26 protein-coding genes are annotated in these 26,778 nt (G+C 70.7%); 19 read left to right on the top strand and 7 right to left on the bottom strand.

Annotated features, from left to right (window positions below; genetic code table 11):
* A partial coding sequence (locus tag ABWI04_RS05950) for a hypothetical protein (protein WP_353831691.1) occupies positions 1-552 on the top strand: 552 nt, incomplete at its 5' end.
* Between the two features lie 340 nt (positions 553-892).
* On the opposite strand, the gene ABWI04_RS05945 is transcribed toward ABWI04_RS05950, so the two are convergent.
* Genes ABWI04_RS05945 through ABWI04_RS05935 form a run of 3 tightly spaced genes read right to left on the bottom strand, consistent with a single transcriptional unit; the run spans position 893 to position 3,936 of the window.
* Positions 893-1,864: an AurF N-oxygenase family protein gene (locus ABWI04_RS05945; RefSeq protein WP_353831690.1), complete on the bottom strand. Its 972-nt coding sequence runs from the start codon at positions 1,862-1,864 to the stop codon at positions 893-895.
* Positions 1,865-1,920: 56 nt separating this feature from the next.
* Entirely contained in the window at positions 1,921-2,781 is an 861-nt protein-coding gene (locus tag ABWI04_RS05940) for an SDR family NAD(P)-dependent oxidoreductase (RefSeq protein ID WP_353831689.1), read from the bottom strand.
* A 45-nt stretch (positions 2,782-2,826) separates the two neighbouring features.
* A complete protein-coding gene (locus ABWI04_RS05935) occupies positions 2,827-3,936 on the bottom strand; it encodes a ferritin-like domain-containing protein (RefSeq protein ID WP_345187434.1) in 1,110 nt (369 codons plus the stop codon).
* Positions 3,937-4,041: 105 nt separating this feature from the next.
* Here ABWI04_RS05935 and ABWI04_RS05930 point away from each other — a divergent pair, with 105 nt between their 5' ends.
* Positions 4,042-4,716, top strand: coding sequence for a TetR/AcrR family transcriptional regulator (locus tag ABWI04_RS05930; RefSeq protein WP_345187432.1), 675 nt, complete (start codon positions 4,042-4,044; stop codon positions 4,714-4,716).
* On the opposite strand, the gene ABWI04_RS05925 is transcribed toward ABWI04_RS05930, so the two are convergent.
* Positions 4,667-5,305 (bottom strand): TetR/AcrR family transcriptional regulator, encoded by a 639-nt coding sequence (locus tag ABWI04_RS05925; RefSeq protein ID WP_353831688.1) that lies wholly within the window; start codon positions 5,303-5,305, stop codon positions 4,667-4,669. The genes ABWI04_RS05930 and ABWI04_RS05925 overlap by 50 nt on opposite strands.
* A gap of 82 nt (positions 5,306-5,387) precedes the next feature.
* Here ABWI04_RS05925 and ABWI04_RS05920 point away from each other — a divergent pair, with 82 nt between their 5' ends.
* Entirely contained in the window at positions 5,388-6,851 is a 1,464-nt protein-coding gene (locus ABWI04_RS05920) for a flavin-containing monooxygenase (RefSeq protein WP_353831687.1), read from the top strand.
* Positions 6,852-6,889: 38 nt separating this feature from the next.
* Positions 6,890-7,270 (top strand): nitroreductase family deazaflavin-dependent oxidoreductase, encoded by a 381-nt coding sequence (locus ABWI04_RS05915; RefSeq protein WP_345187426.1) that lies wholly within the window; start codon positions 6,890-6,892, stop codon positions 7,268-7,270.
* 79 nt (positions 7,271-7,349) lie between these two features.
* Here ABWI04_RS05915 and ABWI04_RS05910 read toward each other — a convergent pair whose 3' ends face one another.
* The 3 genes from ABWI04_RS05910 to ABWI04_RS05900 all read right to left on the bottom strand — a co-directional run bounded on the left by ABWI04_RS05910 (position 7,350) and on the right by ABWI04_RS05900 (position 10,226).
* On the bottom strand, positions 7,350-8,138 hold the full coding sequence (locus tag ABWI04_RS05910; RefSeq protein ID WP_353831686.1) for an NAD-dependent epimerase/dehydratase family protein: 789 nt from the start codon (positions 8,136-8,138) through the stop codon (positions 7,350-7,352).
* 125 nt (positions 8,139-8,263) lie between these two features.
* Positions 8,264-8,911 carry a TetR/AcrR family transcriptional regulator gene (locus ABWI04_RS05905; RefSeq protein WP_345187420.1) on the bottom strand — a complete coding sequence of 216 codons (648 nt, stop codon included), beginning with the start codon at positions 8,909-8,911 and terminating at the stop codon, positions 8,264-8,266.
* Positions 8,912-9,017: 106 nt separating this feature from the next.
* On the bottom strand, positions 9,018-10,226 hold the full coding sequence (locus ABWI04_RS05900; RefSeq protein ID WP_353831685.1) for a PucR family transcriptional regulator: 1,209 nt from the start codon (positions 10,224-10,226) through the stop codon (positions 9,018-9,020).
* A 474-nt stretch (positions 10,227-10,700) separates the two neighbouring features.
* Between ABWI04_RS05900 and ABWI04_RS05895 the strand changes: the two genes are divergently transcribed.
* The 15 genes from ABWI04_RS05895 to ABWI04_RS05825 all read left to right on the top strand — a co-directional run bounded on the left by ABWI04_RS05895 (position 10,701) and on the right by ABWI04_RS05825 (position 26,384).
* Entirely contained in the window at positions 10,701-11,690 is a 990-nt protein-coding gene (locus tag ABWI04_RS05895) for an ABC transporter ATP-binding protein (protein ID WP_345187415.1), read from the top strand.
* A gap of 68 nt (positions 11,691-11,758) precedes the next feature.
* The gene (locus tag ABWI04_RS05890; RefSeq protein ID WP_179846517.1) at positions 11,759-12,547 is read left to right on the top strand and encodes an MlaE family ABC transporter permease; all 789 of its coding nucleotides are present in this window, start codon (positions 11,759-11,761) and stop codon (positions 12,545-12,547) included.
* 1 nt (position 12,548) lies between these two features.
* Entirely contained in the window at positions 12,549-13,385 is an 837-nt protein-coding gene (locus ABWI04_RS05885; protein ID WP_345187411.1) for an MlaE family ABC transporter permease, read from the top strand.
* A gap of 47 nt (positions 13,386-13,432) precedes the next feature.
* Positions 13,433-14,710 carry an MCE family protein gene (locus tag ABWI04_RS05880; RefSeq protein ID WP_345187409.1) on the top strand — a complete coding sequence of 426 codons (1,278 nt, stop codon included), beginning with the start codon at positions 13,433-13,435 and terminating at the stop codon, positions 14,708-14,710.
* Positions 14,707-15,765 (top strand): MCE family protein, encoded by a 1,059-nt coding sequence (locus tag ABWI04_RS05875; protein WP_345187406.1) that lies wholly within the window; start codon positions 14,707-14,709, stop codon positions 15,763-15,765. The genes ABWI04_RS05880 and ABWI04_RS05875 overlap by 4 nt, the downstream gene beginning before the upstream one ends.
* A complete protein-coding gene (locus ABWI04_RS05870; protein WP_353831684.1) occupies positions 15,762-16,895 on the top strand; it encodes an MCE family protein in 1,134 nt (377 codons plus the stop codon). The genes ABWI04_RS05875 and ABWI04_RS05870 overlap by 4 nt, the downstream gene beginning before the upstream one ends.
* A gap of 1 nt (position 16,896) precedes the next feature.
* On the top strand, positions 16,897-18,135 hold the full coding sequence (locus ABWI04_RS05865; RefSeq protein ID WP_353831683.1) for an MCE family protein: 1,239 nt from the start codon (positions 16,897-16,899) through the stop codon (positions 18,133-18,135).
* A complete protein-coding gene (locus ABWI04_RS05860) occupies positions 18,135-19,418 on the top strand; it encodes an MCE family protein (RefSeq protein WP_353831682.1) in 1,284 nt (427 codons plus the stop codon). The genes ABWI04_RS05865 and ABWI04_RS05860 overlap by 1 nt, the downstream gene beginning before the upstream one ends.
* Position 19,419: 1 nt before the next feature.
* Entirely contained in the window at positions 19,420-20,670 is a 1,251-nt protein-coding gene (locus ABWI04_RS05855; RefSeq protein ID WP_345182779.1) for an MCE family protein, read from the top strand.
* On the top strand, positions 20,667-21,224 hold the full coding sequence (locus tag ABWI04_RS05850) for a hypothetical protein (RefSeq protein ID WP_353831681.1): 558 nt from the start codon (positions 20,667-20,669) through the stop codon (positions 21,222-21,224). The genes ABWI04_RS05855 and ABWI04_RS05850 overlap by 4 nt, the downstream gene beginning before the upstream one ends.
* Entirely contained in the window at positions 21,221-21,811 is a 591-nt protein-coding gene (locus ABWI04_RS05845) for a hypothetical protein (protein WP_345182777.1), read from the top strand. The genes ABWI04_RS05850 and ABWI04_RS05845 overlap by 4 nt, the downstream gene beginning before the upstream one ends.
* 19 nt (positions 21,812-21,830) lie before the next feature.
* Complete coding sequence (locus tag ABWI04_RS05840) at positions 21,831-22,610, top strand: hypothetical protein (RefSeq protein ID WP_353831680.1); 780 nt, start codon at positions 21,831-21,833, stop codon at positions 22,608-22,610.
* Between the two features lie 19 nt (positions 22,611-22,629).
* On the top strand, positions 22,630-23,181 hold the full coding sequence (locus tag ABWI04_RS05835) for a hypothetical protein (RefSeq protein ID WP_345182775.1): 552 nt from the start codon (positions 22,630-22,632) through the stop codon (positions 23,179-23,181).
* A gap of 327 nt (positions 23,182-23,508) precedes the next feature.
* Positions 23,509-24,192: a hypothetical protein gene (locus ABWI04_RS05830; RefSeq protein ID WP_345182774.1), complete on the top strand. Its 684-nt coding sequence runs from the start codon at positions 23,509-23,511 to the stop codon at positions 24,190-24,192.
* Positions 24,193-24,272: 80 nt separating this feature from the next.
* The gene (locus ABWI04_RS05825; protein ID WP_353831679.1) at positions 24,273-26,384 is read left to right on the top strand and encodes a hypothetical protein; all 2,112 of its coding nucleotides are present in this window, start codon (positions 24,273-24,275) and stop codon (positions 26,382-26,384) included.
* Positions 26,385-26,778 lie beyond the last annotated feature (394 nt).

Genomic DNA, 26,778 nt, shown 5'->3' with positions numbered 1-26,778 from the left:
ATCGACATCGTGCGGGGGCTGAGCGCCGGCGGGTACTTCGAGTACCACGGCGAGCACTTCGACGTCCCGGCCGTCAAGATCTGCCCGGCGCGGCCGGCCACGGTCGAGCGGGCCGTGCCGAAGGCGGCGCGGCGGCAGAGCGCGAACTCGACGCTCACCACGTGCACGTACTCCTCGACCGGCTCGGCGTTCCGCTGGCTGCGCGTGGAGGCGCACCTGTACGCGCCGGGCGACACCGCGACCCCCGTCCAGGACGCCGAGGGCTACTACGACGCGCAGTGGGCCCAGGCGCACGACGCCCCGCTCGTGCGGACCGTCACCCTGGAGCGCAAGGGCGGCCTCGGGGACGAGGCGTACCGCTGGTTCAAGACCGACGAGGGCCAGCCGACCGTGGTCGGGCAGGTCACGGCCCGGGTCCGCAACGCGGTCTTCACCGTCAGCTACAGCGAGCAGGCGCCGCGCAGGGGCCCCGCGGACGCCCGGGAGCGCGCCTGTCTCGACACCGCCACCGCCGCCGCCCGTGAAGTCCTCGCCGCGCTAAGTCATTCCTGACCTGAATCGGCCGAGCACGGCGTCATTTTCGCCGGCACCTTCTATGGTGAACCGGTAAAGGGGAGGGAGCGCGCCGGTCGGGCTCCCGTGCCAGGCAGGATGATCGGCGCGCGGCGATGCCTGGGGAGGAGGGGGTCGACATCGTGACCATGCCATCGCTGGGAGTGTCCTGGGTGTAGGAAACCCAGGCTGAGCTGCCCGTACTCGCCTCAGGGCCGCGGAGTGGTCCCTGCTCCGCGGCCCTTTCGCATGCTCTAGCCGAGTCCAGTTCCCCGCCATTGGCGAACCATTTTCTAATAATCGGTTCGACGTCGAGACAAATGGCCGCCCGATGTAACGGTCAACGCTCCAGCAGCCCCGCCCGGATCCATACGTCGCGCGCCCGGCCGTCCAGGAAACCCACCTCGCCCAGGAACGCGGTGCATTTCCGGAACGACCACGCCATCGTCGCGCGCCGGTGCGGGCTGCGGGCCGCCACGCGCCGCGCCAGCCCCGGATCCAGCCCCACCGCCGTGTAGCAGGACGGGTGCACGAGCTGCGCGGTCGTCAGCCGCGTCGCCTGCGCCATCCCGTAGGCCGCCGCCCGCCGCCGGACCGCCGGGATCTCCGCGACCAGCCGCTTCAGCTCCTCCCGCGCGTACCGGATGTGCCGCGCCTCCTCGACCACGTGGATGCGGGTGACCTGGCGGATCACCGGCTGGACGTCCTCGTCCGGGAAGGTCAGCCGCTGGAACGCGTCGGTGAACTCCTCCACGATCAGCGTTCCGGCGAACATCGGCACCGGGTCGTAGACGGCGCCGAACAGCTTGGCGAGGTGGAACTCCAGCGCCCGGGGCCGGTGCGTGCGCAGCCCGCACGTGCGCACCATCCGGGCGAACATCGTCGAGTGCCGGCACTCGTCCGCGATCTCCGTCAGCGCGTACGCCACGTGGTCGCTGTCGTAGCGGTGCCGGTAGGCGTGCATCACGAGCGACCGCATCAGCAGCATCTCCGACCAGATGCCGAAGGAGGCGATGCTGCACATCTCCCGCTTGGTCAGTTCCACCCGCTGCCGGTGCGTCAGCCCGTCCCACAGCGGCGTCTCGTAGAGCGACGCGAGCTGGGGCGGGAAGTAGAAGACGTCCGGGTCCTGCGGAGCGTCCCAGTCGACGTCCACGTCCGGGTCGAAGGAGTGCTTGCGGGACGCGCGCAGCAGCCGCTCGGCGACCACCTCGCGATGGGTCAGCTCCAGCGCGTGGTCGCCGTCCGCGCACCGGATCCGGGCCGTCCAGTTCCGGGGGCGGCCGTCGCTCAGCAGGACGTCGGGGGGCATCGATCCTTCTCCTCTCACCGCGGGGAGAGTCGGGGGCCGCGCCCGTCGGGCGGACGCTAACCCCGGGCGGGAATCCTGGCCAGCAGGCGCAGGGAGGCGGGGGACACCCGGGAAAGGGCGTGCAGGAGGTGCCCCTCGGCGTTGACGGGCACGACGGGCTTGTTCTTGATGATGGCGTTGACGACCCGCTCGGCGACCTTCTCCGGCGGGTAGTTGCGCAGCCTGATGGCCCGCTGGCCGCGCTCGCGCAGGCGGGCGCGGGCCGCCTCGTCGCCCTCCAGGTGTATCGCGTTGTCGACGATGCTGGTGCTGACGAAACCGGGGCAGACGGCCGTGACGCCGATGCGCGAGCCGGCCAACTCGGCGCGCAGGCACTCGCTGAGCATGAGGACGGCGGACTTCGTCGTGCAGTAGGCGGGCATGGCGCGCCACGGCGCGAACGCGGCGGCCGAGGCGATGTTGACGATGTGGCCGCCGAAGTTCGGCTTGTCGGGCTTGTTGGGCAGCGCGTCCACCCGGTCGCGCATCTGGCGGCCGAACAGCCGGCAGCCGTGGACGACGCCCCACAGGTTCACGCCGAGGATGCGCTCCCAGTCCTCCACGCCGGTGTCGAGGAAGGGGCCGGTGACCGCGATGCCGGCGTTGTTGACGACGATGTCGGGGACGCGGTGGGTCTCCTTCACCTGCGCGGCGAAGTCCTCCATCGCGGCCTCGTCCGCCACGTCCACCTCGTAGGCGGTGCCGCCCGCGCCGAGCGTCTTGGCGAGGGCGATCGTGCGCTCGGCGGCGGGCAGGTCGATGTCCGCGGCGACGACGGCGGCCCCGTTCCCCGCCAGGGCGAGGGCGACGGCCCGGCCGATTCCGCTGCCGGCTCCGGTGACGACGGCGAGCGCTCCGTCGAAGTGCGCGAGGGGCATCCAGACCTCCGAGGTGTGCGGCGGATCGAATGATCTGAACGTTACTCAGCCCGCCGCCGCCGCGTCGGCGATGACGGCGTCCACCTCCGCTCTGCGGGCGGTCTCCTCGGCGGCGAACCGCTCGGCGTCGACCTTCTCGGCGATCTCCTCGTCCTGGTGCATGAGCGCGTCGAGGTCGGCCTTGGACATGTCCAGGACGCCCATGTCGTCATAGGCGCGCCGGATGCGGTCGCTCCACAGCCCGATGTCCTTCACGCAGGGCACGATGCGGCTGAACAGCAGGCTCTGGAACATCCGCATGTAGGGCGAGTTCTCGACCATCTCGTCGACCTCCTTCGGGTCGATGCCGAAGTTGGTCCAGATCTCCCGGCCGCGGATGCGGTCGCGCATCAGGTAGCAGCCCTCGATGACGAACTCCTCGCGCTCGCGGAGCTCCGCCGGCGAGAGCTGCTTGTAGTAGTCGCGCAGCGCCAGCCGCCCGAACGCGACGTGGCGCGCCTCGTCCTGCATGACGTAGGCGAGGATCTGCTTGGGCAGCGGCTTGGTGGTGATGTCGCGGATGACGCCGAACGCGGCGAGCGCGAGGCCCTCGATGAGGACCTGCATGCCGAGGTAGGGCATGTCCCAGCGCGAGTCGGTGAGGGTCTCGTTCAGCAGGTCCTGCAGCTTGGTGTTGATCGGGTAGACCATCCCGACCTTCTCGTGCAGGAACCGCGTGAACAGCTCGACGTGGCGGGCCTCGTCCATCGTCTGGGTGGCCGAGTAGAACTTGGAGTCGAGGTCGGGCACCGACTCGACGATGCGGGCGGCGGTGACCATCGCGCCCTGCTCGCCGTGCATGAACTGGGAGAACTGCCAGGACGTGGAGTGCCGCCGCAGCTCCCCGCGCTCCTTCTCGGACAGCATGTCCCAGTACTTCGTGCCGTAGATGGCGAGGGACTGGTCGGGGACGCCGAGGACGTCGTGCGGGTCGACCTCAAGGTCCCAGTCGATGCGCTTGACCGAGTCCCACTGCTTGTCCTTGCCCTTCTGGTAGAGGGCGAGGAGACGGTCGCGCCCGTCGTCGTACTCCCAGGTGAACCTGGCGTCGCCGGTCATCGGCACGGTCCAGGCGTCGGACGGGACGGAGTCGGTGTACAGGTCGTGGGTCGACATGGGCGTCCTCCCCGAGCGCAGACGTACGCTGTACGTCCTACGTACAATGTACGTACCGTGTCATGGGACACTTACGGGTGTCAACGGCGAGGGGAGCGGGAAGCGATGGCGAGGCGTGTGACCTCCGACACTCCGCGACCGGGGCTGACCCGCGCGCGCATCGTGGAGGCGGCGGTCGACCTGATCGAGCGGGAGGGCGCGGACGGCCTGTCGATGCGCCGGGTCGCCGCCGAGCTGGACGTCGCCGTGATGTCGCTCTACAACCACGTCCCGAACAAGGGCGCCCTGCTGGAGGGTGTGGCCGAGCACGTCGTCGCGGGGCTGGAACTGCCCGACGACCCGGCCGAGTCATGGCAGGAACGTGCGCGTGCGCTGGTCCGGGCGTTCCGGAAGGTCGCCCACGACAACCCGCGCTGCATGTCGATCGTCCTCACCCACAAGGTCGACACGCCGGTGGGGCTGCGGCCGGCCGAGCGCGCCCTGGCCCTCGCCGACGCGGCCGGGTTCGACGGCGAGACGGCCGTGCGCATCATGCGGGCGCTCATCGCCTACGCCCTCGGCGCCCAGATGCGCGAGATCGGCATGGCGAAGATGCTGGGGCACCTCGCCGAGACGGGGGCCGAGTCGTGGACGCGCCTCGACCCGGACGAGTTCCCGCACGTGATCGCCTACGGCCCGGCGCTGGCCGACTTCGACGCCGAGGCCGACTTCGAGTTCGGCCTCGACCTGCTCATCGGGGCCCTGGACGCGCTTCCCCGGCGGGCGCCAGGTAAGGGCTGAGGCCGTTCCAGCAGAAGTCGGTCATGTAGCGGGCCGCGTCCTCCGCCGACACGTCGGGACGGCCCGTCTGCCACAGCGCCATCCGCTCGCTCGCGCCCATGATGATCTGCGTGTACGCCTCGATCGTCCCGGCGGGGGCTGACGGGGCGAACGTGCCGAGCACGCCGGCGATGAGCCCGCTCTGCTGCCGCCGGGTCTCGTCGATGGCCCGGATGGCCTCCGGGGCGGCGGCCATCGGCTCGCGCAGCAGCATCGCGAACGACCTGCTGTGCTCGTCGATGAAGCGGAAGTAGGCGACCATCCCGCGCGACAGGATGTCCTCCGGGGTGGTGGCGCCCGCCATCGCCTTCTGGGTGACGTCGAACAGCTCGGCCTTGGACCGGGTCACGCACGCCACGAGCAGGCCGTCCTTGGAGCCGAAGTACTCGTAGAGCATCGGCTTGGAGACCCCGCAGCGCTCGGCGATCTCGTCCATGGAGGCGGCCTGGTAGCCGCGCTCGCCGAACACCCGCTCCGCCACGTCCAGCATCTGCCGCTCGCGCTCGGGGCGCGACATCCGGCGGCGGGGCGGGGGTGTGGCGCCACTCACAGGAAATCTCCTCTGTTGGACCTACCGTCAGTAACCTACTCCCGGTAACTTACTGCGAGTAGGTTAACTGAGAGGAGGGGTCATGAGCGACCGCGCCCCCGCGATCGTCATCATCGGCTCCGGCTTCGCCGGCCTCGGCATGGCGATCCGGCTCAAGCAGTCCGGCTTCGACGACTTCGTCGTGCTGGAGAAGAGCGAAGCGCTCGGCGGGACCTGGCACGACAACACCTATCCGGGCTGCGCCTGCGACGTCCCGTCGCACATGTACTCCTTCTCCTTCGAGCTGAACCCGGGCTGGACGCGGATGTTCGCGCCGCAGCCGGAGATCCGCGCCTACATGGAGCGCACCGCCGACAGGTACGGGGTGCGCGAGCACATCCGCTTCGGTGCGGCGGTCGACGCCATGGAGTACGACGACGACGCCCGCCGCTGGAAGGTGACGCTCGCCGACGGGACGGTCCTCACCCCGAAGGCCGTCGTGTCCGGCATCGGCGCGCTGCACGTCCCGTCCTACCCGGACCTGCCGGGCGTCGAGCGGTTCCGGGGGACGGCGTTCCACTCCGCCGAGTGGGACCACTCCTACGACCTCACCGGCAAGCGCGTCGCCGTCATCGGCACGGGCGCCTCCGCGATCCAGTTCGTGCCGAAGGTCGCCGAGCAGGCGGGCGAGCTCGTCGTCTTCCAGCGGACCCCGCCGTGGATCCAGCCCAAGCCCGACGTGTCCATCCCCGCGCCGGTCCGCGCCCTGTTCGGGAAGGTGCCGGGCGCCGCCCGCGCGTTCCGCGGCGGAATCTACTGGGCGCTGGAGGCCCGCGCCGTCGGCTTCACGATCGACCCGCGGCTGTCCGCCCCGCAGGAGAAGATCGCCCGCCGGCACATCGCCCGCCAGGTCGCCGACCCGGTCCTGCGCGCCAAGGTGACGCCGGACTACACGATCGGCTGCAAGCGGATCCTGCTGTCCAACGACTACTATCCGGCGCTCGCGCGCCCCGGCGTCGAGGTGGAGACCTCCGGGATCGCCGAGGTGCGGGAGAACTCGATCGTCACCGAGGACGGGCGCGAGTACGAGGTCGACTGCATCATCTACGGCACCGGCTTCAAGGTGACCGACGCCCTCACCGACCTGCGCGTCACCGGCCGCGACGGCGTCAAGCTCCAGGAGATCTGGGCGGACGGCATCGAGGCGCACCGCGGCACGACGATCCCCGGGCTGCCGAACTTCTTCATGCTGCTCGGCCCGAACACCGGCCTCGGCCACAACTCCGTCGTCTTCATGATCGAGGTGCAGATCCAGCACGTGCTGAGCTGCCTGCGCCTGATGCAGGAGGCCGGCGCCGACACCATCGAGCCGAAGCCGGAGGCCGCGCGCCGCTTCAACGACCGCCTCCAGCGGCGGCTGCGCCGCGCCGTCTGGAACGAGGGCGGCTGCAACAGCTGGTACCTCGACGACCAGGGCGTCAACCGCACCCTCTGGCCGGGCCACACGTTCGAGTTCTGGGCCGGCTCCCGCAAGGCCAGACCGGAGGAGTTCGTCCTCACCCGCTGACCGCGCGCGAGGGCGGGAGGCCGTGCTACTCAGGAGGCATGGTGAAACCGCTGATGCCGAGATCGGTCGCCCGGTTCAACAAAGCCGTCACGAACCGCGTGCAGGGCGTCTACGCGCCCTACCTCCCGCCCTTCGCCATGATCGTCCACCGGGGCCGCAGGTCGGGGCGCGAGTACCGGACGCCGGTGACCGCGTTCCGCAGCGGCGACCGGCTCATCGTCGGGCTGCCGTACGGGCGGGACGCCGACTGGGTCCGCAACCTGCTCGCCGAGGGCCGCGGCGGCGTGGAACGGCTCGGCCGCGTCCGCCGGCTCGGCCGTCCGCGCGTGCTGACGGCCGCCGACGCCGCCGAACTGCCGCCCCCCGCCCGCATGGCGGCCCGCCACATGGACATCCTGGTCGCCGAGATCGAGGACTGACGGGCGCCGCGGCGAGCCGGCGGATCACTGGGCGCTGCTGGACCGGGGTGGGCCTGCCGCACCCTTCGTGACCCGAGCGTCACTCGTTTTCCGCGGATCCCTCCAGATGGCGCAGCGTGAACTGGGCGGACGCGAAGTCGCCGCCCTGCGGAACGCCGTCGCCGACGAACGTGTCGGGGATGCCGTAGGAGGCGGCGTCGTCGTGGGGCGCGTAGCCGAGCCGCTCGTCGAGCTCCCAGAACCGGCGCGCGTTGGCCGACACCGCGTACGCCGCGAGGAACCCCGGCGACGGGACGGTCAGCGCCGCGAGGACGAAGCCCGCGCAGTCGCGGTGGCTCAGCCAGGTCGCGAGGTGGCGCGGCTCGGTCGGGCGCGGTTCGAGGCTGCCGATGCGCAGGCACACCACGTCCATGCCGAACTTGTCGGCGTAGAGCCGGCCGAGCGCCTCGACCGCGACCTTGCTGACCCCGTACAGGCCGTCGGGCCGCGGCGGCATGGCGGGCGTCACGGTCTCGGTGGACGGGTAGCAGCCGGTCAGCCGGTTGCTGCTGGCGAGGACGACGCGCGGCACCCCGGCCACGCGGGCGGCCTCCAGGATCCGCTGGGCGCCGAGGATGTTGCCCTCGACCAGGTCGGGGAACGGCGCCTCGTCCGGGACGCCGGCCAGGTGGACGATCGCGTCCGCGCCCCGCACGATCCGCGCCGCGTCGGAGAGGTCGCCGCGGTGCACGACCTCGTTCGGCGCCTCGACGCGCATCGGCGCGAGATCGGCCAGTACGAGCCGCTCCGCCTCATCGCGCAGCGGCGCCCGCAGTGCGGTGCCGACCCGTCCGGCGGCGCCGGTCAGCACGATCGTCCCGAGAGTCATGCGCACAGTGTTCCATCCGCGTTCCCTCCCACCCCAACGCCCACGGCCGAGCCGAGGCCGACCTGCCGGGGTCTCCCGGAGCACCGTCTACGACTACGCCAGGCAGCCCTGAGGGCCCGTCGGGCTCACTTGCCGGGGGAGAACATCGGGCGGAAGCCCGCGACGAGCTGGCGGATCACCGGGCGCTGCTGGGCCGGGGTGCGGCCGCGCAGGTCGTGGATCGGGTCGAGGCCGTCGTAGTACGGAGCGAGCGCGAGGAACGGCAGGATCATCATCAGCCAGGTGGCGAGGACCTCGAGGTCGGCGTCGTCGCCGATGGCGCCCTGCGCCTTCCACAGCTCCAGCGTCGGGTGGATGACGAGCAGGTAGTGCTGGTTGGCGGTGTCGCGGACGACGGACCGGACGCCGTTGTCGAGCTCGAAGTTGGTGGCCGCGGTGACGCCGCGCTCCAGCGGGTGGTCGGCCATGTACTCGGTCCAGTCGCAGAGGACGTCGACCAGCCACTCGTCGAAGGGCTGGTCGAAGTCGATCCGCTCGATGCGGCGCTCCATCTCCTCGCGGATGCGGCGCGACGCCTCGTCGCACACGAACGCGAAGAACTCCAGCTTGTCGCTGAAGTACTGGAACAGCGAGCCCTTGGCGATGCCGGCCTCGCGCGCGATGGTGTTGAGGCTGCCGGTCGAGTACCCGTGTTCTCCGAACTCGCGCATCGCCACTTCGAGCACGCGTTCGCGCTTGGCGACGTTGAGGCGGAACCAGGTCGACGTCGGCATGGACCCCTTCGACTTTCCGTCAGGAACCGGTAACCAGGAGGTCAGGATAACGGCCCGCCGCACTCCCTGTGACCCGAACGTCACCCGCGCCCCTGGCGGATCCCGGTCACCGTACGCCGGGCTGGCCCCGGCGGGCGCGCCGGCGACGGTACAGACTCGCGGCGCGGAGGGTGGCGTCGAGGGAGAACCGGGCGTCCGGGTTCTCCAGGCTGTCGCCGAGGTAGCCCTCCAGCTGGCGGAGCCGGTACCGGACGGTCTGCGGGTGGATCTTCAGACGCTCCCCGATGTCGACGGCGGTCGCCCGGGTGGTGACGGATTCGGTGAGCGTCTCGACGAGGCGCTTGCGCTGCCCGTCCGACACGTCCTGCAGGGGTTCCAGGTGCCGGCGGGTGAGCTCCTCGACCAGCGGCGGATCGGACAGCAGCCACATGGTCATCAGGTGGTCCTCGCAGGGGATGAGGGAGCCGTCCGGGATGATGCCCTCCTCGGCGAGGTCGAGGACGCGGCGGGCCCAGCGCAGCGAGTGGGCGGCCCGTTCCAGCGGCAGGGTGAGGCCGAGGACGCAGCTGGCGTCCGGCAGCGCGGCGCGCAGCATGTTCCGCCGGTCGGCGGTGAGCGGCCCGGGGACGAGCAGGCACGGTTCCGCCGAGTCGAAGTCGGTGAGGATGTCGGTGTCGAGCGCGGAGCGGGTGCAGGGCGCCTCGGGGTGGACGGCGACGAGGGTGGCCTCGGCCGGCAGCGGCCACCAGCCGGTGGACTTGGCGAGGTCCTCGATGGCCTCGGGGACGACGGCGGGCCGCTGCAGGATCAGATGCAGCAGCCGGCGCCGCTCCTCGCGGCGGCGCAGGTCGGCGTGCCCGGTGGCCTGCTGGTAGCCGAGGCGGGCCTGGGCGACGGATTCCTCGAGGTAGACGAGCATGGCGTCGACCGCGGCGGACACGACGAAGGTGGGGACCTGAGCGCGCTCGGCGAGGACGGCCGTCCGGCGCCACGCGACGTGGAAGGCGATCCGGGCCGCGGCCTGGAGGTGGTCGAGGCTGCGCCCCTCGATGGCCTCGAAGCGGCCGAGGGCGCGGCAGGTCTCGTCGCGCTGGTCGGTGGAGGCGTCCGGATCGGAGATCCGGTCCAGGAAGGTCGGCAGCAGGATGTCGGCGCAGAGCCGGAGGGTCTGGTCGTAGGCGGGATCGGGCCGGTCGTACTCCGGGATGCTCCGCTTGATCTCGGTGACGATCTCGTTCGTGACGTCGGACAGTTCCGCGCGCAGCAGGCCGAGGAATTCCTGGAAGTCAGTCTGACTCCGGTCGTGTTCAGACAAATCTAATGCCTGCGACATGGGAAAGCGAACCTCCACATCGAGCCGGCCGGGCGCCGTGGCGCCGTCCTGGCGGCGGCGCTGGATGGGGTGTGCCGGACGGGAGGCGAACACCCTGGAATGAAATCGATAACACCGTGAACATAAAGTCGCCAGTCGGCGGTGGCAAGGGTCTGCGGTTCGATCGCCCGCACGGCGGCGCATCTTTGCGCGTGATGTGACAAGAACGGCGTTCGGTTGCTGGGCCGGTGATGAAACTCTTTGCCCGTAGGGGCAGGCGTGCCGTCGGCCGGCCTCAAGTTACTGGCTGGTAGTCAACCGGTGACGGTTTCGGAGCGGGAGAGGGCTAAGTCGGTGACAAATTTCTGAGGCCATTTACCGAATTGTGCCGAAGAGCTCGCGATCTCCTATTGAATGCTGCGTCTACTGCGCCGTAATGTCCTCGAAACCTCTCTTCCTAGCGCGAGCGGTGGTGTCGTGGGAATTGAAGTGGTCGTCGAGGGGCTGACGAAAGTCTTCGGCCGGCAGACGATCTGGCGTGATGTCACGCTCACTCTTCCGCCCGGTGAGGTGAGCGTGCTGCTGGGCCCCTCCGGCACCGGCAAGACCGTCTTCCTCAAGTCGCTCGTCGGGCTGCTCAAGCCGGAGGAGGGCCGCGTCCTGATCGGCGGCGTCGACATGGTCAACGACCGCGACCGCGAGGTGTTCGAGGCGCGCAAGCGGTTCGGGCTGATGTTCCAGGACGGCGCGCTCTTCGGCTCGCTGCCGCTGTACGACAACATCGCGTTCCCGCTCCGCGAGCACACCCGCAAGAAGGAGTCCGAGATCCGGCGGATCGTGATGGAGCGGATGGAGATGGTCGGCCTCGTCGGCGAGGAGCGCAAACTGCCCGGCCAGATCTCCGGCGGCATGCGCAAGCGCGCCGGCCTCGCCCGGGCGCTCGTCCTCGACCCGGAGATCATCCTGTGCGACGAGCCCGACTCCGGCCTGGACCCCGTCCGCACGGCGCACATCTCCCAGCTGCTGATCGACGTCAACGCGCGGATCGACGCGACGATGCTGATCGTCACGCACAACATCGACATCGCCGCGACCGTCCCGGACAACATCGGCATGCTGTACCGCCGCGACCTCATCGCGTTCGGCCCCCGCGAGGCGCTGCTGACCAGCGACGAACCGGCCGTCCTGCAGTTCCTGCACGGCGACACGCGCGGACCGATCGGCATGTCGGAGGAGAAGGACGCCGCGCTGCTCGCCGCCGAAGCCGCCGGCCCCGCGCCCCTCCAGCGCACCCTGGAGATCCCGCCGCAACTGCGCCCCACACCCGGGACGCCGCCCCGGCAGGGCGAGCTGCGGCACGCGCGGCGCCTCGACGAGATGATGCCGCGCCTCTCCCACCGGGCGCAGCAGGCGATCTACGCCAACCGCAGGCACGCGCCGGAGGGCGGCGTCCCCGATGCGAACTGACCGCCCTCGAACCGACGAGCCGACCGCACCGCGTGGCGACGCGCGCGTGCCCGAGGAAGGAGACGCGCGTGGCGGCACCTGATTCCGCCGTTCCCGGCGCCGGCGCACTGCGCCAGACCGGGCGGCTCTTCGCGCTCGCCGCGACGGTACTGGCGCTGTCGTTCCGGCGCCCGTTCCAGCTCCGCGAGCTGGTCCAGCAGTTCTGGTTCATCGCGTCGGTGTCGATCCTGCCGACCGCGCTCGTGTCCATCCCGTTCGGCGCGGTCATCTCGCTCCAGGTCGGGTCGCTGGCCAAGCAGCTCGGCGCGCAGTCGCTCACCGGCGGGGCGAGCGTCCTCGCCGTCGTGCAGCAGGCCAGCCCGCTGATCGTGGCGCTGCTGATCTCCGGTGCGGCCGGGTCGGCGATCTGCGCGGACCTCGGCTCCCGGACGATCCGCGAGGAGATGGACGCGATGGAGGTGATGGGCGTCTCGCCCATCCAGCGCCTCGTGGTCCCGCGCGTCCTCGCCTGCATGGCGGTCGCGGTGCTGCTGAACGGCCTGGTCTCGGTTGTCGGGGTCGCGGGCGGCTACTTCTTCAACGTGCTGCTGCAGGACGGGACGCCCGGCGCCTACCTCGCCTCGTTCTCCGCGCTCGCGCAGCTGCCCGACCTGTACATCGGCGAGTTCAAAGCGCTGATCTTCGGATTCATCGCCGGCGTGGTGGCCGCCTACCGCGGCCTGAACCCGAACCCCGGCCCGAAGGGCGTCGGGGACGCGGTCAACCAGTCGGTCGTCATCACGTTCCTGATGCTGTTCTTCGTCAACCTCGTGCTGACCGCCATCTACCTGCAGGTCGTCCCCCCGAAGGGAGCGTGACATGGCGGTTCCCGGGGGTCGCCGCCTCCGCCCGGTGAGTCTGGTCTCCTGGCTGGACCAGCCCGGCGACCAGCTCGGCTTCTACGTCCGGGCGCTGCTGTGGACGCCGCGCGCGATGCGCCGCTACCTGCGCGAGTCGCTGCGGCTGCTCGGCGAGGTCGCGTTCGGCAGCGGCGCGCTCGCCGTCATCGGCGGCACCGTCGGCGTGATGATCGGCATGACGGTGTTCACGGGCGTCGTCGTCGGCCTGTCCGGCTACGCCGCGCTCGACCAGATCGGGTCGGCGGCGTTCACCGGCTTCGTGTCGGCGTACTTCAACACCCGCGAGATCGCCCCCCTGGTGTCCGGGCTGGCGCTGTCGGCGACGGTCGGCGCCGGGTTCACCGCGCAGCTCGGCGCGATGCGGATCAACGAGGAGATCGACGCGCTGGAGGGCATGGGCATCCAGTCGGTGCCCTACCTGGTCACCACCCGGATCATCGCGGGGACCGTCGCGATCGTCCCGCTGTACGGCATCGGGCTGCTCAGCTCCTATCTGGCCTCCAGACAGGTGACGCTCTGGTTCAACGGGCAGTCGGCCGGTACCTACGACCACTACTTCGACATCTTCCTCGCCCCGGAGGACGTGCTGCTCTCGTTCGCCAAGGTGCTGATCTTCAGCGTGATGGTGGTGCTCGCGCACTGCTACTACGGCTACCGCGCGGTCGGCGGCCCCGCCGGCGTGGGCGTCGCCGTCGGCCGCGCGGTCCGTACCGCGATCGTGCTGATCAGCGTGACGGACTTCTTCGCCAGCCTCGCCATCTGGGGCGCCACGACCACCGTGAAGGTGACGGGCTGACATGGGCCGAACTGACATGGGTGGATCTGACATGGGGTGGAGCTGACATGGCCCGGCGAACCACCCGGCACGTGGTCGGGCAGCGCCTCACCGGGGTGGCGTTCCTGCTCGTCCCGGCGCTGCTGGTCTGGTTGTCGATCGCGATCTACGACAAGCAGTTCACCGACGCGACGATGGTGACGCTGCGCACCTCGACGGCCGGGCACGAGATGCACGCGATGGCGGACGTGAAGGTCCGCGGCGTCGTCGTCGGCGAGGTCCGGTCCATCACGGCGGACGGGGCCGGCGCGAAGCTGGAGCTGGCCCTGAAACCGGGGATGACCGACCGGATCCCGGCGGACGTCCAGGCGCGGCTGCTGCCGACGACGGTGTTCGGCGCCCGGTTCGTCTCGCTGGTCCCGCCGCCCGGGTCGGCGGGACGGCCGATCACCGACGGTGACGTGATCTCCGAGGACCGCAGCCAGAACGCGGTGGAGCTGTCGGAGGTCCTCAACCACACGATGGACCTGCTCGACACCATCCAGCCGGCGAAGCTCTCGGCGACGCTGAACGCCATGGCGCGGGCGCTGGAAGGGCGCGGCGACCAGATCGGCCGCAACTTCGAGCAGCTCGACGCGTTCCTGACCAGGCTCAACCCGGAGGTGCCGGCGCTCGCCCGCAACCTCCGGGAGCTGGCGGCGTTCACCCAGCACGCCTCCGACGCGGCGCCCGACCTGCTTCAGGCGCTCACGGACTTCACGGTCACCAGCCGGACGATCGTCGACGAGCGCACCGCCCTCGCGACCCTGTACGACGCGGTGTCGGGATCGTCCGCCGACCTCGAGGACTTCCTGCGCGCCAACTCCGGCAACATCATCGCGCTGGCGACCGAGAGCCGGGGGAGCCTGGACCTGATGCGCCGCTACGCCCCGGCCGCGCCCTGCACGTTCCGCGCGCTCGCCGGCTTCATCCCGACGATGAACAAGGTCCTCGGCAAGGGCACGAACGAGCACGGCGTCCACGGCGTGGTCGTGCCGGTCACGAGCAAGGGCCGCTACGTCCCGGGCAAGGACGCCCCCCGCTACGACGGCGGCGGCGGGCCGCGCTGCCCGGGCGTCCCCTACCTCGGGACCGGGGACGGGGTGCGGGTGCTGCCCGCAGGCGGCGCGCCCGGCCAGGGCGGCGCGGCCGGCAGCGGCCTCGGCCCCGCGAACTCGGCGGCGGAGAACGACCTGGTCAACGAGCTCGCCGGGGCGCCGCTGGACGAGGTCCCCGAGGAGTTGCCGGACTGGTCCAGCGTGCTGGTCGGGCCGATCTACCGGGGCACGGAGGTGACGGTGAAGTGAGGCTCACCGGTCAGGGGATCAAGGGCATGGGCTTCCCCCTCGTCAGCTCGCTGATCTTCATCGTGGTCACGGTGCTGGCGACCGCGCTGCTGGCGTCCAGCATCACCGGCGCCACCAGCGGCGACCGCGTCACCTACTACGCCAAGTTCACCGACGTGGCCGGGCTCCATCCGGGGCACGGCGTGCGGATCGCGGGCGTCGAGGTCGGCCAGGTCGAGGAGATCGAGGTGAGCGACCGCCGGCTCGCCCGGGTGAAGATCTCCGTCGACCGGGACCGGCGGATCCCCGCGTCGGCGACCGCCGCCGTCAAGTACCTGAACCTGGTCGGCGGACGGTACGTCTCCCTCGGGCAGGGCACCGGCTCGCCCGGCGAGGTGCTGAGGCCCGGCGGGACGATCCCGGTCGAGCACACCGCCGGGACGCTCAACCTCACCCAGCTGTTCCAGGGGTTCCAGCCGCTCATGCAGGCGCTGTCGCCCGGGGACGCCAACAAGCTCTCGGAGTCGGTCGTCAAGGTGCTCCAGGGCGAGAGCGGCACCGTGGAGAGCCTGCTGCGCACCGTCGGGGAGCTGTCGAGCACGCTCGCCGCCAAGGACAAGGTGATCGGCCAGCTCATCGCGAACCTCGACAGCGTCGTCCAGACCATCAACGGGCGGGACGGGCAGCTCGTCGACCTGGTCACCACGCTGCGCCGGTTCACCTCCGGCCTCGCCACCGACCGCGTCCCGATCGGCCGGGCGCTCGGGTCGGTCGCCGACCTGACCACCGCCACCGCCGGGCTGCTCCAGGTCACGCGGGACCCGCTGAAGGACGACATCGTCCAGCTCGGCCGGCTCAGCGACAACCTCAACCGCGACGAGCCGCTGCTGACGCGCTTCCTCCAGCGCTCGCCCGGGAAGATGGCGACCTTCGGCCGCCTGGCCTCCTACGGCTCGTGGGTGAACTTCTACCAGTGCGAGGTGAAGTTGATCGGCGTCAGCTACGCGGGCTCCGACCTGTCGAACCAGCCGCCGCCGACCGGCCTGCCCATCAAGGACGCGAGGTGCCGCGGATGACGCCCCCGACCCCGCCCCCCGGCGGCCCGCCCCCCGTCCCCCCGGCGGGCGGGCCGCCTCCGCCGCTGCCGCGCGCCCTGCCGCGCCCGAAGCGGGGCCGGCCGCGGCTGAAGCCGCTGCGCGACCGCGACCCGATCGGGGTGGCGGTCGTCGGCATCGTGATCCTGCTCGTCCTCGGCACGCTCGCCTACCGCGCCGACCGGCTGCCGCTCGTCGGCGGCGGGACGACCTACAGCGCGTACTTCTCCGAGGCCGCCGGGCTGAACCCCGGCCAGGAGGTCCGCGTCGCCGGGGTGAAGGTCGGCAAGGTCACCGGCGTCTCGCTCAAGGGGAACAAGGTCAAGGTCACGTTCCGGGTGAAGGACACCTGGGTCGGGAACGCGACCCGCGCCACCATCATGATCAAGACGCTGCTGGGGTCGAAGTACCTCCAGCTGGACCCGCTCGGCTACCGCAGGCAGAACCCGAAGGAGCCGATCCCGCTCGACCGGACCGTGGCCCCCTACGACGTCACGACGGCGTTCCAGGACCTCGGCCGGACGTTCGAGCAGCTCGACACGACCAGGCTCGCGCAGAGCCTGGAGACGATCTCCACGACGTTCGAGGACACCCCGGCCGACGTCCGGGTCGCGTTGCACGGCCTGTCGGCGCTGTCCTCCACGATCGCGTCGCGGGATGCCGAGCTGTCCCGCCTGCTCGCCGGGACCAAGCAGCTGTCCGGCACGATCGCCGCGCAGAACTCCCAGTTCGAGACGCTCTTCAAGGACGGCAACCTGCTGCTCGGCGAGCTGCGCCGGCGCCGCGACGCCATCCACGCGCTGCTCGTCGGCACACAGCGGCTCGGCACGGAGCTGGTCGGCCTCGTCGACGACAACCGCCGCACGCTGGGCCCGACGCTCGCGTCCCTGGAGCGGGTCGTCGGCGTCCTCCAACGCAACCAGAAGAACCTGGAGCGCGTGCTGACGACGGCCACGCCCTACATCCGCGTCCTCGGCAACGCGACGGGCAACGGCCGCTGGGTGGACGGCTACCTGTGCGGGACCGTCCCCGAGGAGTACCTGGTGAACGGCAGGTGGCAACCGGAGGACCCGGACCGCTGCAAGCCGCCGCACCTGACGGGAGGACGGTGACATGGCGTCCCCCTCGACGCGCCCGGTGAGGCTGCCGAAGCTCGGCTCGCCGATCCGCGACCACCGGACGCGGGTGGTGCAAGCGCTCATCACGGTCTTCGTCCTGCTGGTCGTGATCGCGCTGGTCCCCTTCCTGGGCGGCGGGCCGACGCACCGGATCACCGCGTACTTCGCCACCGCGATCGGCGTCTACCCCGGCTCCGACATCCGCGTCCTCGGCGTGAAGGTCGGCTCGATCGACTCCGTCGAACCGCTCGGCGACAGGGTCAGGGTCGAGATGCGGGTGGACGACGACGTCGACGTCCCCGCCGGCGCCCGCGCCATCGTCATCGCGCCGAACCTGGTGTCGGACCGGTACATCCAGCTCGACCCCGCCTACGACGGCGGCCCGAAGATGGCCGACGGCGCGTCCATCGATGTGAGCAACACCGCGACCCCGCTGGAACTCGACCAGCTCTACGCCGCGGTCCGGAAGATCTCGGGCGACCTCGGCCCGCGGGGGCTGAACGCGCAGGGCGCCCTGTCGGACGTCATCCGGGTCGGCGCCGCCAACCTCGGCGGCAACGGGCAGGCGCTCAACACCATGATCTCCGACCTCGGCAAGGCGTCGCAGACGCTCGCCGACAACAGCGGCGACCTGTACGCGACGGTCGCCAACCTCAACAAGTTCAGCGAGATGCTCCGCGCCAACGACGGGCGGATCCGCCTCGCCGAGAACCAGCTCGCCGAGGTGAGCGGGTTCCTCGCCGCCGACCGCGACGAGCTCGGCGCGGCCCTGCGCAACCTCGCGCTGGCGCTCGCCGAGGTGAAGGGGTTCATCCAGGACAACCGCGCGGCGCTGGCACGGAACGTCGGCAAGCTCTCGGACGTCACCCAGGTCCTGGTCGACCAGCGGGCGTCCCTCGCCGAGCTCATCGACACCGCGCCGCTCGTGACGCAGAACGCCCTGAGCGCCTACGACCCGAAGACCCGGACGCTGATGGCGCGCGGCGACCTCCTGGAGATCACCAAGGCGTTCGGCAGCCTGGACCAGCCGGGCGTCGACCCGATCGCCGCCGACCAGCGGCCGGTGTGCGCCGCGGCGGCGTCCGCCACGCGGACGCTCCGCGAGCAGTGCGACCGGCTGAAGAGGGGCGGGCTGGTCGCGGTGGCGCCGACCCGGGAGACCGGCCTGCCGGCGCTGCCGCTGCCGCCCGCGGGCAAGATCTACGCCGGCACCGGCGGGAAGGCGGACCGCTGATGCGCACGCACAAGCTCGTCGCGGCCCTCGCCGCCGGCGTCGTCCTCACGGCGGGCTGCTCGGTGCGGCTGGAGGACGTCCCGCTGCCCGGCGGCGCCGACCTCGGCGACCACCCCTACACGGTGAAGGTGCGGTTCGAGGACGTGCTGAACCTGGTCCCGCAGGCCGCCGTCCGTGTCAACGACGTCCCGGTCGGGCGGGTGAAGAAGGTGTCGCTGCCGAAGGGGGCGTGGCAGGCGGAGGTGACGCTCGCCGTGAACGGTGACGTGCACCTGCCCGCGAACGCGACCGCCAACCTGGAGCAGTCGAGCCTGCTGGGGGAGAAGTACGTCAGGCTCGCCGCGCCGACGACGGCGCCGTCCCCGCAGCGGCTCGCCGACGGCGCCGTGATCCCGGCGTCCCGGACGACGCGCAACGCCGACACCGAGGAGGTGTTCGGCGCGCTGTCACTGCTGCTGTCGGGCGGCGGGCTCCCGCAGATCCGGACCATCAACCGGGAACTGAACCAGGCGCTCAACGGGCGCGAGGACAAGGTCCGGTCCGCGCTGCGGAACCTCGCCACCTTCACCGGCACGCTCAACCGGAACCGGCAGTCGATCGTGAACGCGCTCGACGGGCTGAACCGGTTGTCGTCCACGGTCAGGGCCCGCAACGGGCAGGTCGGGACCGTCCTGGACGACCTGTCGCCCGGCCTGAAGGTGCTGGAAGAGCAGCGCGGTCTGCTCGTCGAGATGCTGCGCCGGCTGGAGAGGCTCTCGGACGTCGCCGTCAAGACGATCAACGCCAGCAAGGAGGACACGGCCGCGAACCTGCGCTCTCTGGCGGTCGTCCTGCGCAAGCTCGCCGACTCCGGCCGCGACCTGCCGAAGTCCCTGGAGATCCTGCTGACCTACCCGTTCACCGACGAGGCGCTCAAGGCGATCAAGGGCGACTACCTCAACGCCTACGTCACCGTCATCGCCGCCGACGGCTTCGACTGCGTCATGGCGCCGGTGAAGGAGGAGGGGCCGTTCGACGGCCTTGACGACGAGGAGGGGGCGCGCGCCCTCGCCGCGACGCCCACGGTCCCCGGCCCGCAGCCGGCGCCCTGCCCGGACACGGCGGCGGGTCGCGGCTCCGGAGCCGCGGTGTCCGGCGCCGGGACCCCCACCACGGGGACTCCGCCCACCGGGGCCCCCACCCCGGGGACGCCGCGACCGGGGACGCCGAGCCGGGCACCCCGGACCGAGAGCCCGAGCAGCGAGCCGGCCCTTCCGCTGCCGACGCTGGGGGAGGGGAACTGACGTGCTGACCCTGGTCACCCGCATCAAGATCGCCGTGTTCGCCGTCATCGCGATCGTCGTGGTCGCCTACATCGGCGTCAACTACGCCGACGTCGGCCGCTACGTCGGGCTGCGCGGGTACTACACCGTCCGGCTCGACCTGCCCAGCACCGGCGGCCTCTTCGAAGGGTCCGCGGTGTCCTACCGGGGCGTCACCGTCGGCAAGGTCGGCAGGCTCGACCTGACGCGGGACGGCGTCATCGCCGAACTCCGGATCGACGACTCGGCGCCGGACATCCCGCGCGACCTCCAGGCGATCGTCGCGAACCGCTCCGCGGTCGGCGAGCAGTACGTCGACCTGCGGCCCCGCGCCGACACCGGGCCCTATCTGGCCCAGGGCACCACGATCCCGCGCAGCGTCACCACCACCCCGGCGCCGGTCGACGAGACGCTCAAGAGCGTCAACGACTTCACCGCCTCGCTCCCGCTGAACGACACCAGGATCCTCATCGACGAGCTGGGGCTGGCGTTCGCCGGGCAGGGCCCGCACCTCCAGCAGCTCCTCGACACGAGCTCCCGGTTCATCTCGGCGTCCGACGCGGCCTTCCCCGAAACGCGCGCTCTGATCCACAACGGGGAGGCGGTGCTGCGGACGCAGAACGAGATGTCGGGGGCGTTCAAGGCGTTCGCGACCGACTCCAGCCTGCTCGCGCGGCGGCTCCGCGACTCCGACGCCGATCTGCGCGAGCTGATCACGGCCGGGCCCGGCGCGGCGGCGGAACTGTCCGGCCTGCTCCACGACCTGGACCCGAGCCTCGGCGTGCTGCTGGCGAACCTTCTCACGACCGCCCGCGTGGCCGAGCCTCGCCAGGCCGCCATCGAGGAGATGCTGGCCAATCTCCCGCGGGTCGCGGCGATCGGCCCCAGCATCGTGGACGGGGGCAAGCTCCGGATGGGTCTGGTCACCACGTTCTTCAACCCGCAGCCCTGCACCCGCGGTTACGGCAAGACCAGGTACCGCGACGGCCTCACCCTGTCGCCCGCGCCGTTCAACACCGACGCGCACTGCGCGGAGAGCCCGAGCAGCGGCATCAACGTGCGCGGCACCGCCAACGCGCCGCGCAAGGGCGTCCCGGCGCCGGCCAGACCGGGCGCGCTGGGCGGCCCGGAGGCGACCGGCCTGCTCGCCTCGCTGGGCTTGGCCGGACTGGCGCGGCAGCAGGCGCCGTCCGGCGACCTCGCCGCCCTCCTCGGGCTCGGGGGCGCGCCGTGACCGTCGTGGCGGCCGTGCTGCGCAAGCCGACCTGGATGATCCGCTGGATCCGTCCGGCCGGCCACGCCCTCACGGCCGCCGCCACCGTCCTCCTGCTGCTGTCGTTCTGGTCGCTGTTCCAGTCCGGACGGGGCGCGGACCACGACCTCGCCACCGCGCGGGACGACGTGAGCCGGACCGCCGTCCGCGATCTGGCGCTGATCAACAGCATCGACCCCAAGGTGGCGGAGCTGGACATGACGCACTGGCTGGACGTCGCCACCGGCCCGTTCGCCGACGCACTGAAACGCGACATCCCGGGCGCACGCGCGAGGTTCGCCGGGCAGAAGGCCCCCTCGCACGGACGGGTCACCGCACTCGCCGTCACCGCACTCGACCGGTCGGCGGGCGAGGCGACCGTCCTCGCCTCCGTCCGGATCTTCACCGAGCCCGCCGGTGGCGCCGCCCAGGGCACCGAGCAGCGCAAACGCTACGAGGTCGGGATGCAGAGGGTCGGTGGCGTGTGGAAGATCAGCTCGCTGAGAGCGCCGGCGCCCGGGGGGAGCGGCCCGTGAGCATCACCGAGGAGCGCCCCGCGCGCCGCGACCCGGCCCCGCGGAAGAGGAAGACCGCCCGGCGCACGCTCGTCTCCGGACTCAGGCGGGCGGCCGGGCTCGGGTGGCCCGTGGCCCTCGCGCTGGCGCTGTGCCTGTCCGCCCTCGCCGTCGACGCCTGGGCCGCCAGGCGGAGCGAGCGGTCACCGGCCGCCAACCGCGCACTCGTCGACAAGGCCCGGACCGGTGCGGTCGTCGCCGACGTCTCGGCGAAGGTCGCGCGGATCTTCACCTACTCCTACACCGACCCGGCGGCCACCGAACGCGCCGCGAACGAGGCCCTCACCGGCCGCGCCGTCGGCGACTACCGCGAACTGTTCGGCCTCGTGAAGCAGAACGCGCCGGTCATGAAGCTCGCCCTCACCACGAAGGTCGCGAAGGCCGGTCTGATCAGACTCTCCCGTGACGGGACGGCGGTCCTGCTGGTCCTGCTCGACCAGCAGGCCACCCGCGGCGGCAGGGCGACCGGTCCGCCGGTCGCGGCCCAGCTCATCGTCACGGCCCGCGACGACCACGGCTGGCGCATCAGCGACCTCCGGGCCGCCTGAAAAGAAGGGGTGGACTCAGGTGACCGAGACCAGGACCAAGACCGCCGATCCGGCGGCCGACGAGCGCGAGGCGCTGGCGGACGAGCCCGAGAGCCCCGCCGGCGAACCGCGCGAACCGGAACCGTCCGCGGACCACGCGGCCGAGACTCCAGAGCCCGCGGGGGAGGGGGCCGCCGAGGACCCGCAGCCGGACCCGGACCCGGAGCCGTCGCCGTCCGAGAAGGAGACCGGTGAGGCGCCGGCCGCGAGGCCGCCGGCGAAGGACGCGGCCGAGCGGCCCCGGCACCGCCTCTCCAAGGATCCGCTGATCCGGATCGCGTCGCTCGTGACGCTGGTCGCGGCCGGTGCCGCCGCGTGGTTCGGCTGGTCGTACCACACGGCGTCCGGCGACGACTCGATGGCCTACGCCGCCGAACGGGATCGGGTGCTCGCCGTGGCCGGCCAGGAGATCGTCAATCTCAACACCCTCGACCACCGGCAGGTCGACGCGGGCCTCAAGGTGTGGCAGGACTCGGCGACCGCGCAACTCTACGACCAGATCGTCCAGGGTCAGGCCCGGCTGAGGACCGAGGTGCAGAAGGCGAAGACGACCAGCACCGCGAAGATCCTCGAATCCGGGCTGACCGAACTCGACTCCCGCGCGGGCAAGGCGGCCGTCATCGCCGCCGTCCGCATCACCATCACCGGCGCCGACGGCAGGCCGGTCGACAACACCCGCCGGTTCGCCGGCCAGCTCACCCGGACCTCGGACGGCTGGAAACTGTCGGCGCTCGGCCAGGCCCCGACCGGTACGCCCTGAGCGGGGAGGAGAAAGCGAAATGGCAGCGATCACTTCGGCCGGACGGTTCGTCCCCGGCACCGCGCGCACCCGCCTGGTCATCCTCCTTGGGGCGCTGACAGTAGCGCTCGGTGGAGTGGCCGCCTGGTCGAACGCCCAGGAGCGCGACCTCACGGGTGCGGCCTCCGCGCAGAACGACGCCCTCAGCGACAATGGCCGCACCGCCGAGGTCAAGGGCCAGGTGACCACGGCCGTCAACACGGTGTTCTCCTACAACTACGCCGACGTGGCCAAGACGGAGAAGGCGGCGCAGGAACTGCTCACCGGAAAGGCCGTCCAGCAGTACAACCAGCTTTTCGCCCTGGTGCGCAAGCAGGCTCCGCAGCAGAAGCAGGTGCTCACCACGGCGGTCACCGACTCGGCGGTGAAATCCCTGGCCGGCGACCGCGCCCGTCTCCTCGTCTTCGCCGACCAGCGCAACACCCGCACCGACACGAACAAGACGAGCTACTCCGCGGCCGTCTTCGCCGTCGATGCCCTGTACGCCGACGGCAAATGGAAGATCTCCGCCATCGACACCCTCGGCGCGTGACCCCCGAATCGTCACGAGACTCGAATCCGGTGATAAATACAGCTTGATCGAAAACTAATCCGGTGACAAAGCGTGTATGGATCCGCGGAGTGCTTTAAGGGGAAGTCGAACAGCCTCTTGAGAAGTTCACTACTGGCGGGTATATTCCGATATTAGTACGGCAGGACTGGGTGGTCTTGTGGTGAAGTCGACGAAGTTCGACTTTCGGGGTTCTGCGCTCGTCAACCCGGAGGAGTTGGACCTGTAGAACGCGGTCAGTGTCCCTACGAGAAGAAGAAACCACCCCCCGTGAAGGGAAAGCGGACTGACATGCGAAAGATCTCGAAAATGGCTCTGACCGTCACCGCGGTCACGGCCACCGCCGCCGCTCTCACCGCGACCCCCGCCTGGGCGGCCGGTATCAACGTCACCATGCCCGGCGTGCCCTCGCCCTCCACCCAGGCCGTCACCGGAGAGAACAGCGGCTCCGTCGCGGCCGCCAGCAGTAGTGGCGGGGTCCTGACCTGCGTCGACACCGGCGCTGCGAAGGCCCTGACGGCCACCGGAACGGTGAAGGTCGGCACCGGCGTCGTGGACCCCGTCGGCTCGGTGACCGGTCTGACGTTCAGCAACTGCACGGTCTCCAGCCAGGTCGCCACGGTGACGCCCCAGAACCTGCCGTGGTCCCTCTCCACCACGGGCCTGACCTCTTCGGGCGCCACCCCCGGCCGGCTGAGCGGCGTCAGGATCGTGGTGAACATCCCCAGCATCCCGTGCTCCGCGACGTTCCAGGGATCGACCAGCACCAACGGGTTCATCAACGGTACGCACACCAACCCGACGAGCGCCGGGGCCGCCAGTACCCTCTCGCTGCCGTTCGGGTCCACCAACAACCTCGTCGCGACCAGCGTCTCCGCGACGTGCCCCACCAACATCGTGAAGAACGGCGACACGGCCACGCTCGCCGGCGTGATCAAACTGAGGGGTGTCAACTCCACGGCCAAGGAGGGCCCGACCGTCGTTCGCACGTGACGTGAGAGCACGCCTCTGACCGAAGCCGCACCCGGGCGCTCGCCGCCCGGGTGCGGTTCCCCGTCGATCAAGGATGTGAAATGCATCGGACGTTCCGAGGTGTCGCGCGGATCGCGGCGGTCGCGGGCCTCGCCGTGAGTGGCGGCGCACTGGTGGCGGTCCCGGCGGCGATCGCGGACATCGGCGTCGACATGGGGCTTGTCTGCTCCGGCGAGTCCGGAACGCACGATGTGGCGCTGCGGATCGAAACGACCGTCCCGTCGACCGGGACCGTCGGCCAGCCGGTCCAGCTGGGCACCATCAAGATCGACATCGGTCTCCCGCCCGAGGTGGTGAAAAGGATGTCGGCGGCTTCCCCCGCCGGGGCGTCGACACCACCGGCGACGAGCGTCGCCCCGTCGCCCACGCCTTCCCCCGCGCTCGGAGGGGTCGCGGAGATCCAGGTCGCGGTCCACGGGCCGGGCGGCGACGGGCGCGCCGGGTGGCCGGCCTTCGCCCTGGCGGCCGCACCGCCACGGGGTGACGGGGCCGTGCACCTGACCGGGAGCGGGGTGGCGCCCCCGCTGGTCCCCGAAGCGCCGGGCGAGCTCTCATGGTCTGCCGGGGCAGTGGGCCTGTCGCTGGTGCCGGGCGACGCGGCGACGGGGAAGGACGCGTCCGAACTGAAGCTGCGCTGTGCGGCGGAGAAGGCGCCGGTACTCGGACGCCTGCGGGTGGGGCGGGGGAACGAGCCGGCGATCCCCGGCGCGTCGAGCGCTGCGCCCCGTCAGCCCACCGCCTCTCCGGAGAAGTTGTGCAAGCTGATCCCTGCCCGGGGGCAGGATCCGCGGTACGCCATCAGCGACGATCCCGAACTGGCGAAGATCTTCGAGTCCCCGGAAAATCCGGACGGCCTGAACGCCGACACCGGTGATGGACTGATGTACTGCCTCAAGGCGACGGGGTTCTTCAACATCAAAAAGGTCGGGAACGCCGCTCCCGTTGCTTTCGAGAACAATGTTCGGGCGCTGACTGAAAGCTATATGGGGAATATTTTCTTCGGGCCGAACTGGACGGATTTCCGCGGATACTTCGTCAACCGCACCTATCCAACCCCCGCCACGATGCTGGGTTTCGGCTTCATGCCGACACGCGCGGTGGCGGAAGCCGTTCAGGTCGGTTCCCCGCGGGCCGGCGGGTCCGGCCCGATCACAGGAAACATGCGGATTCTCCAGCAGCTGTCGACCGAACTCGATATTTCGGGTCCGACCGTCGACCAGCAACAACTCAAAGCCAGTGCATACGTGCGCATCAAAGCGGGCAAGGCCGAGGTCAACGGAGTTCCCCTCGATCTCGGCAACAAATGCATGACAAGCCCCACCGCGCTTTCCGCGACTGGATTCATGGGGACGCTGAGAACGGGGACGACTCAGTACGAAAGCGGGCAGCCGCTGATCGCCCAGAACGTCACGATCCCCTCCTTCTCCGGTTGCGGAGTGACCGAAGATCTCAGCCCGATCCTTACCGCGAGTGTCTCCGGGGCGGGAAACTACGCGGGACTCGAATCGGGACTCTGGTGCGAGGTCACCACTGGTAACCGCTGCGTGGACGGCGCGGGCGCGCTTCCTCAGACCTTCACCGTGGATCCGGGCGGGGTCGTCACCGCGGTCGCGAAACCGTTCACCCTGGGGTACGCCGGGGACAACGCGGAGTTCAGGTGCGAGTCGGCGACCATGCGGCTCGACCTCGAACGGGGGCACTGGCAGTCGCGCTTCAGGCTGGGCAAGGGCGACATGTCCCTCGACGGCTGCGAGGTGGAAGCGTCGGACGGCACCGTCTACCAGGTGGCGGACAAGGTCACGCAGGACGGCTCGCTGTGGCTGAACATGACCATCGACGCGGCGACCGGCCGGCCGGCGATGAAGATCAACGGCGTGCTGCTCGACGCGACCGTGGACACCGGCGGAGGGAGGCGTTGTACGCTGCGGATCTCCCACAACCTGGGGAGAATCTTCCTCCCGGGGCAGCGTGAGGCTCCTGGGCTTCTCGAAGGCTCCTATGACAACGGGACCTTCTCCATGAATTCACATACGTTGATGCCGTCGGGGGACTCGACGTGCGAGATCCCCGGGTTCACGGACTTCCTCAGCGTCTTCAATTCATACAAGGGCGATTTCGTCTTCCGTCCCACTCAGCGGATCACCTCCCCCTGACCGAACCTCCCATCGCCATGGGCCTCTCGTTCCGGCGCGATCTGAATCGCGCCGGAAGTCCCCGGGCCCTCCAGGACTGGCCGCATCGTTGCCTGCACCACCCCGGGCGACGGCAGGGCCAGACCGGCTCGCTGCAGGCCGTCGCCGGCCTGCGGCGAGTACGGTGACTCCTCTGGCTCTCCGCCATATGAAGCAGACGGGACGAACGAGTCCGGGTGAAGGGCCGACGCTCCCGGCGATCTGCGGTCGATGACAATACCGGCCACTCCCGGGCCGCCGTCATTGCTATTCGCTTACAAGGCGAGAAAATCTCCATGCTCGTGCGTCGCGGTGTATTGAACCGGCATTGTTTCAGTATTACTCTCCCATTGGGAATCGAGGATCTTTCTCATCG

It is taken from the genome of Actinomadura sp. NPDC000929, from assembly GCF_040492065.1.
In the GTDB taxonomy this organism is placed as follows: Bacteria; Actinomycetota; Actinomycetes; order Streptosporangiales; family Streptosporangiaceae; genus Spirillospora; species Spirillospora verrucosospora.
Note: the sequence above shows the minus strand (reverse complement) of the source record. Positions and strands in the feature narration are given on the sequence as shown.

Excerpts from the sequence above, each read along its gene's own strand:
- ABWI04_RS05945 (WP_353831690.1), bottom strand. The coding sequence starts at position 1,864 with ATGCCCCCCGACGTCCTGCTGAGCGACGGCCGCCCCCGGAACTGGACG.
- ABWI04_RS05940 (WP_353831689.1), bottom strand. The coding sequence starts at position 2,781 with ATGCCCCTCGCGCACTTCGACGGAGCGCTCGCCGTCGTCACCGGAGCC.
- ABWI04_RS05935 (WP_345187434.1), bottom strand. The coding sequence starts at position 3,936 with ATGTCGACCCACGACCTGTACACCGACTCCGTCCCGTCCGACGCCTGG.
- ABWI04_RS05930 (WP_345187432.1), top strand. The coding sequence starts at position 4,042 with ATGGCGAGGCGTGTGACCTCCGACACTCCGCGACCGGGGCTGACCCGC.
- ABWI04_RS05920 (WP_353831687.1), top strand. The coding sequence starts at position 5,388 with ATGAGCGACCGCGCCCCCGCGATCGTCATCATCGGCTCCGGCTTCGCC.
- ABWI04_RS05915 (WP_345187426.1), top strand. The coding sequence starts at position 6,890 with ATGGTGAAACCGCTGATGCCGAGATCGGTCGCCCGGTTCAACAAAGCC.
- ABWI04_RS05910 (WP_353831686.1), bottom strand. The coding sequence starts at position 8,138 with ATGACTCTCGGGACGATCGTGCTGACCGGCGCCGCCGGACGGGTCGGC.
- ABWI04_RS05905 (WP_345187420.1), bottom strand. The coding sequence starts at position 8,911 with ATGCCGACGTCGACCTGGTTCCGCCTCAACGTCGCCAAGCGCGAACGC.
- ABWI04_RS05885 (WP_345187411.1), top strand. The coding sequence starts at position 12,549 with ATGGCGGTTCCCGGGGGTCGCCGCCTCCGCCCGGTGAGTCTGGTCTCC.
- ABWI04_RS05880 (WP_345187409.1), top strand. The coding sequence starts at position 13,433 with ATGGCCCGGCGAACCACCCGGCACGTGGTCGGGCAGCGCCTCACCGGG.
- ABWI04_RS05870 (WP_353831684.1), top strand. The coding sequence starts at position 15,762 with ATGACGCCCCCGACCCCGCCCCCCGGCGGCCCGCCCCCCGTCCCCCCG.
- ABWI04_RS05865 (WP_353831683.1), top strand. The coding sequence starts at position 16,897 with ATGGCGTCCCCCTCGACGCGCCCGGTGAGGCTGCCGAAGCTCGGCTCG.
- ABWI04_RS05860 (WP_353831682.1), top strand. The coding sequence starts at position 18,135 with ATGCGCACGCACAAGCTCGTCGCGGCCCTCGCCGCCGGCGTCGTCCTC.
- ABWI04_RS05835 (WP_345182775.1), top strand. The coding sequence starts at position 22,630 with ATGGCAGCGATCACTTCGGCCGGACGGTTCGTCCCCGGCACCGCGCGC.
- ABWI04_RS05830 (WP_345182774.1), top strand. The coding sequence starts at position 23,509 with ATGGCTCTGACCGTCACCGCGGTCACGGCCACCGCCGCCGCTCTCACC.
- ABWI04_RS05825 (WP_353831679.1), top strand. The coding sequence starts at position 24,273 with ATGCATCGGACGTTCCGAGGTGTCGCGCGGATCGCGGCGGTCGCGGGC.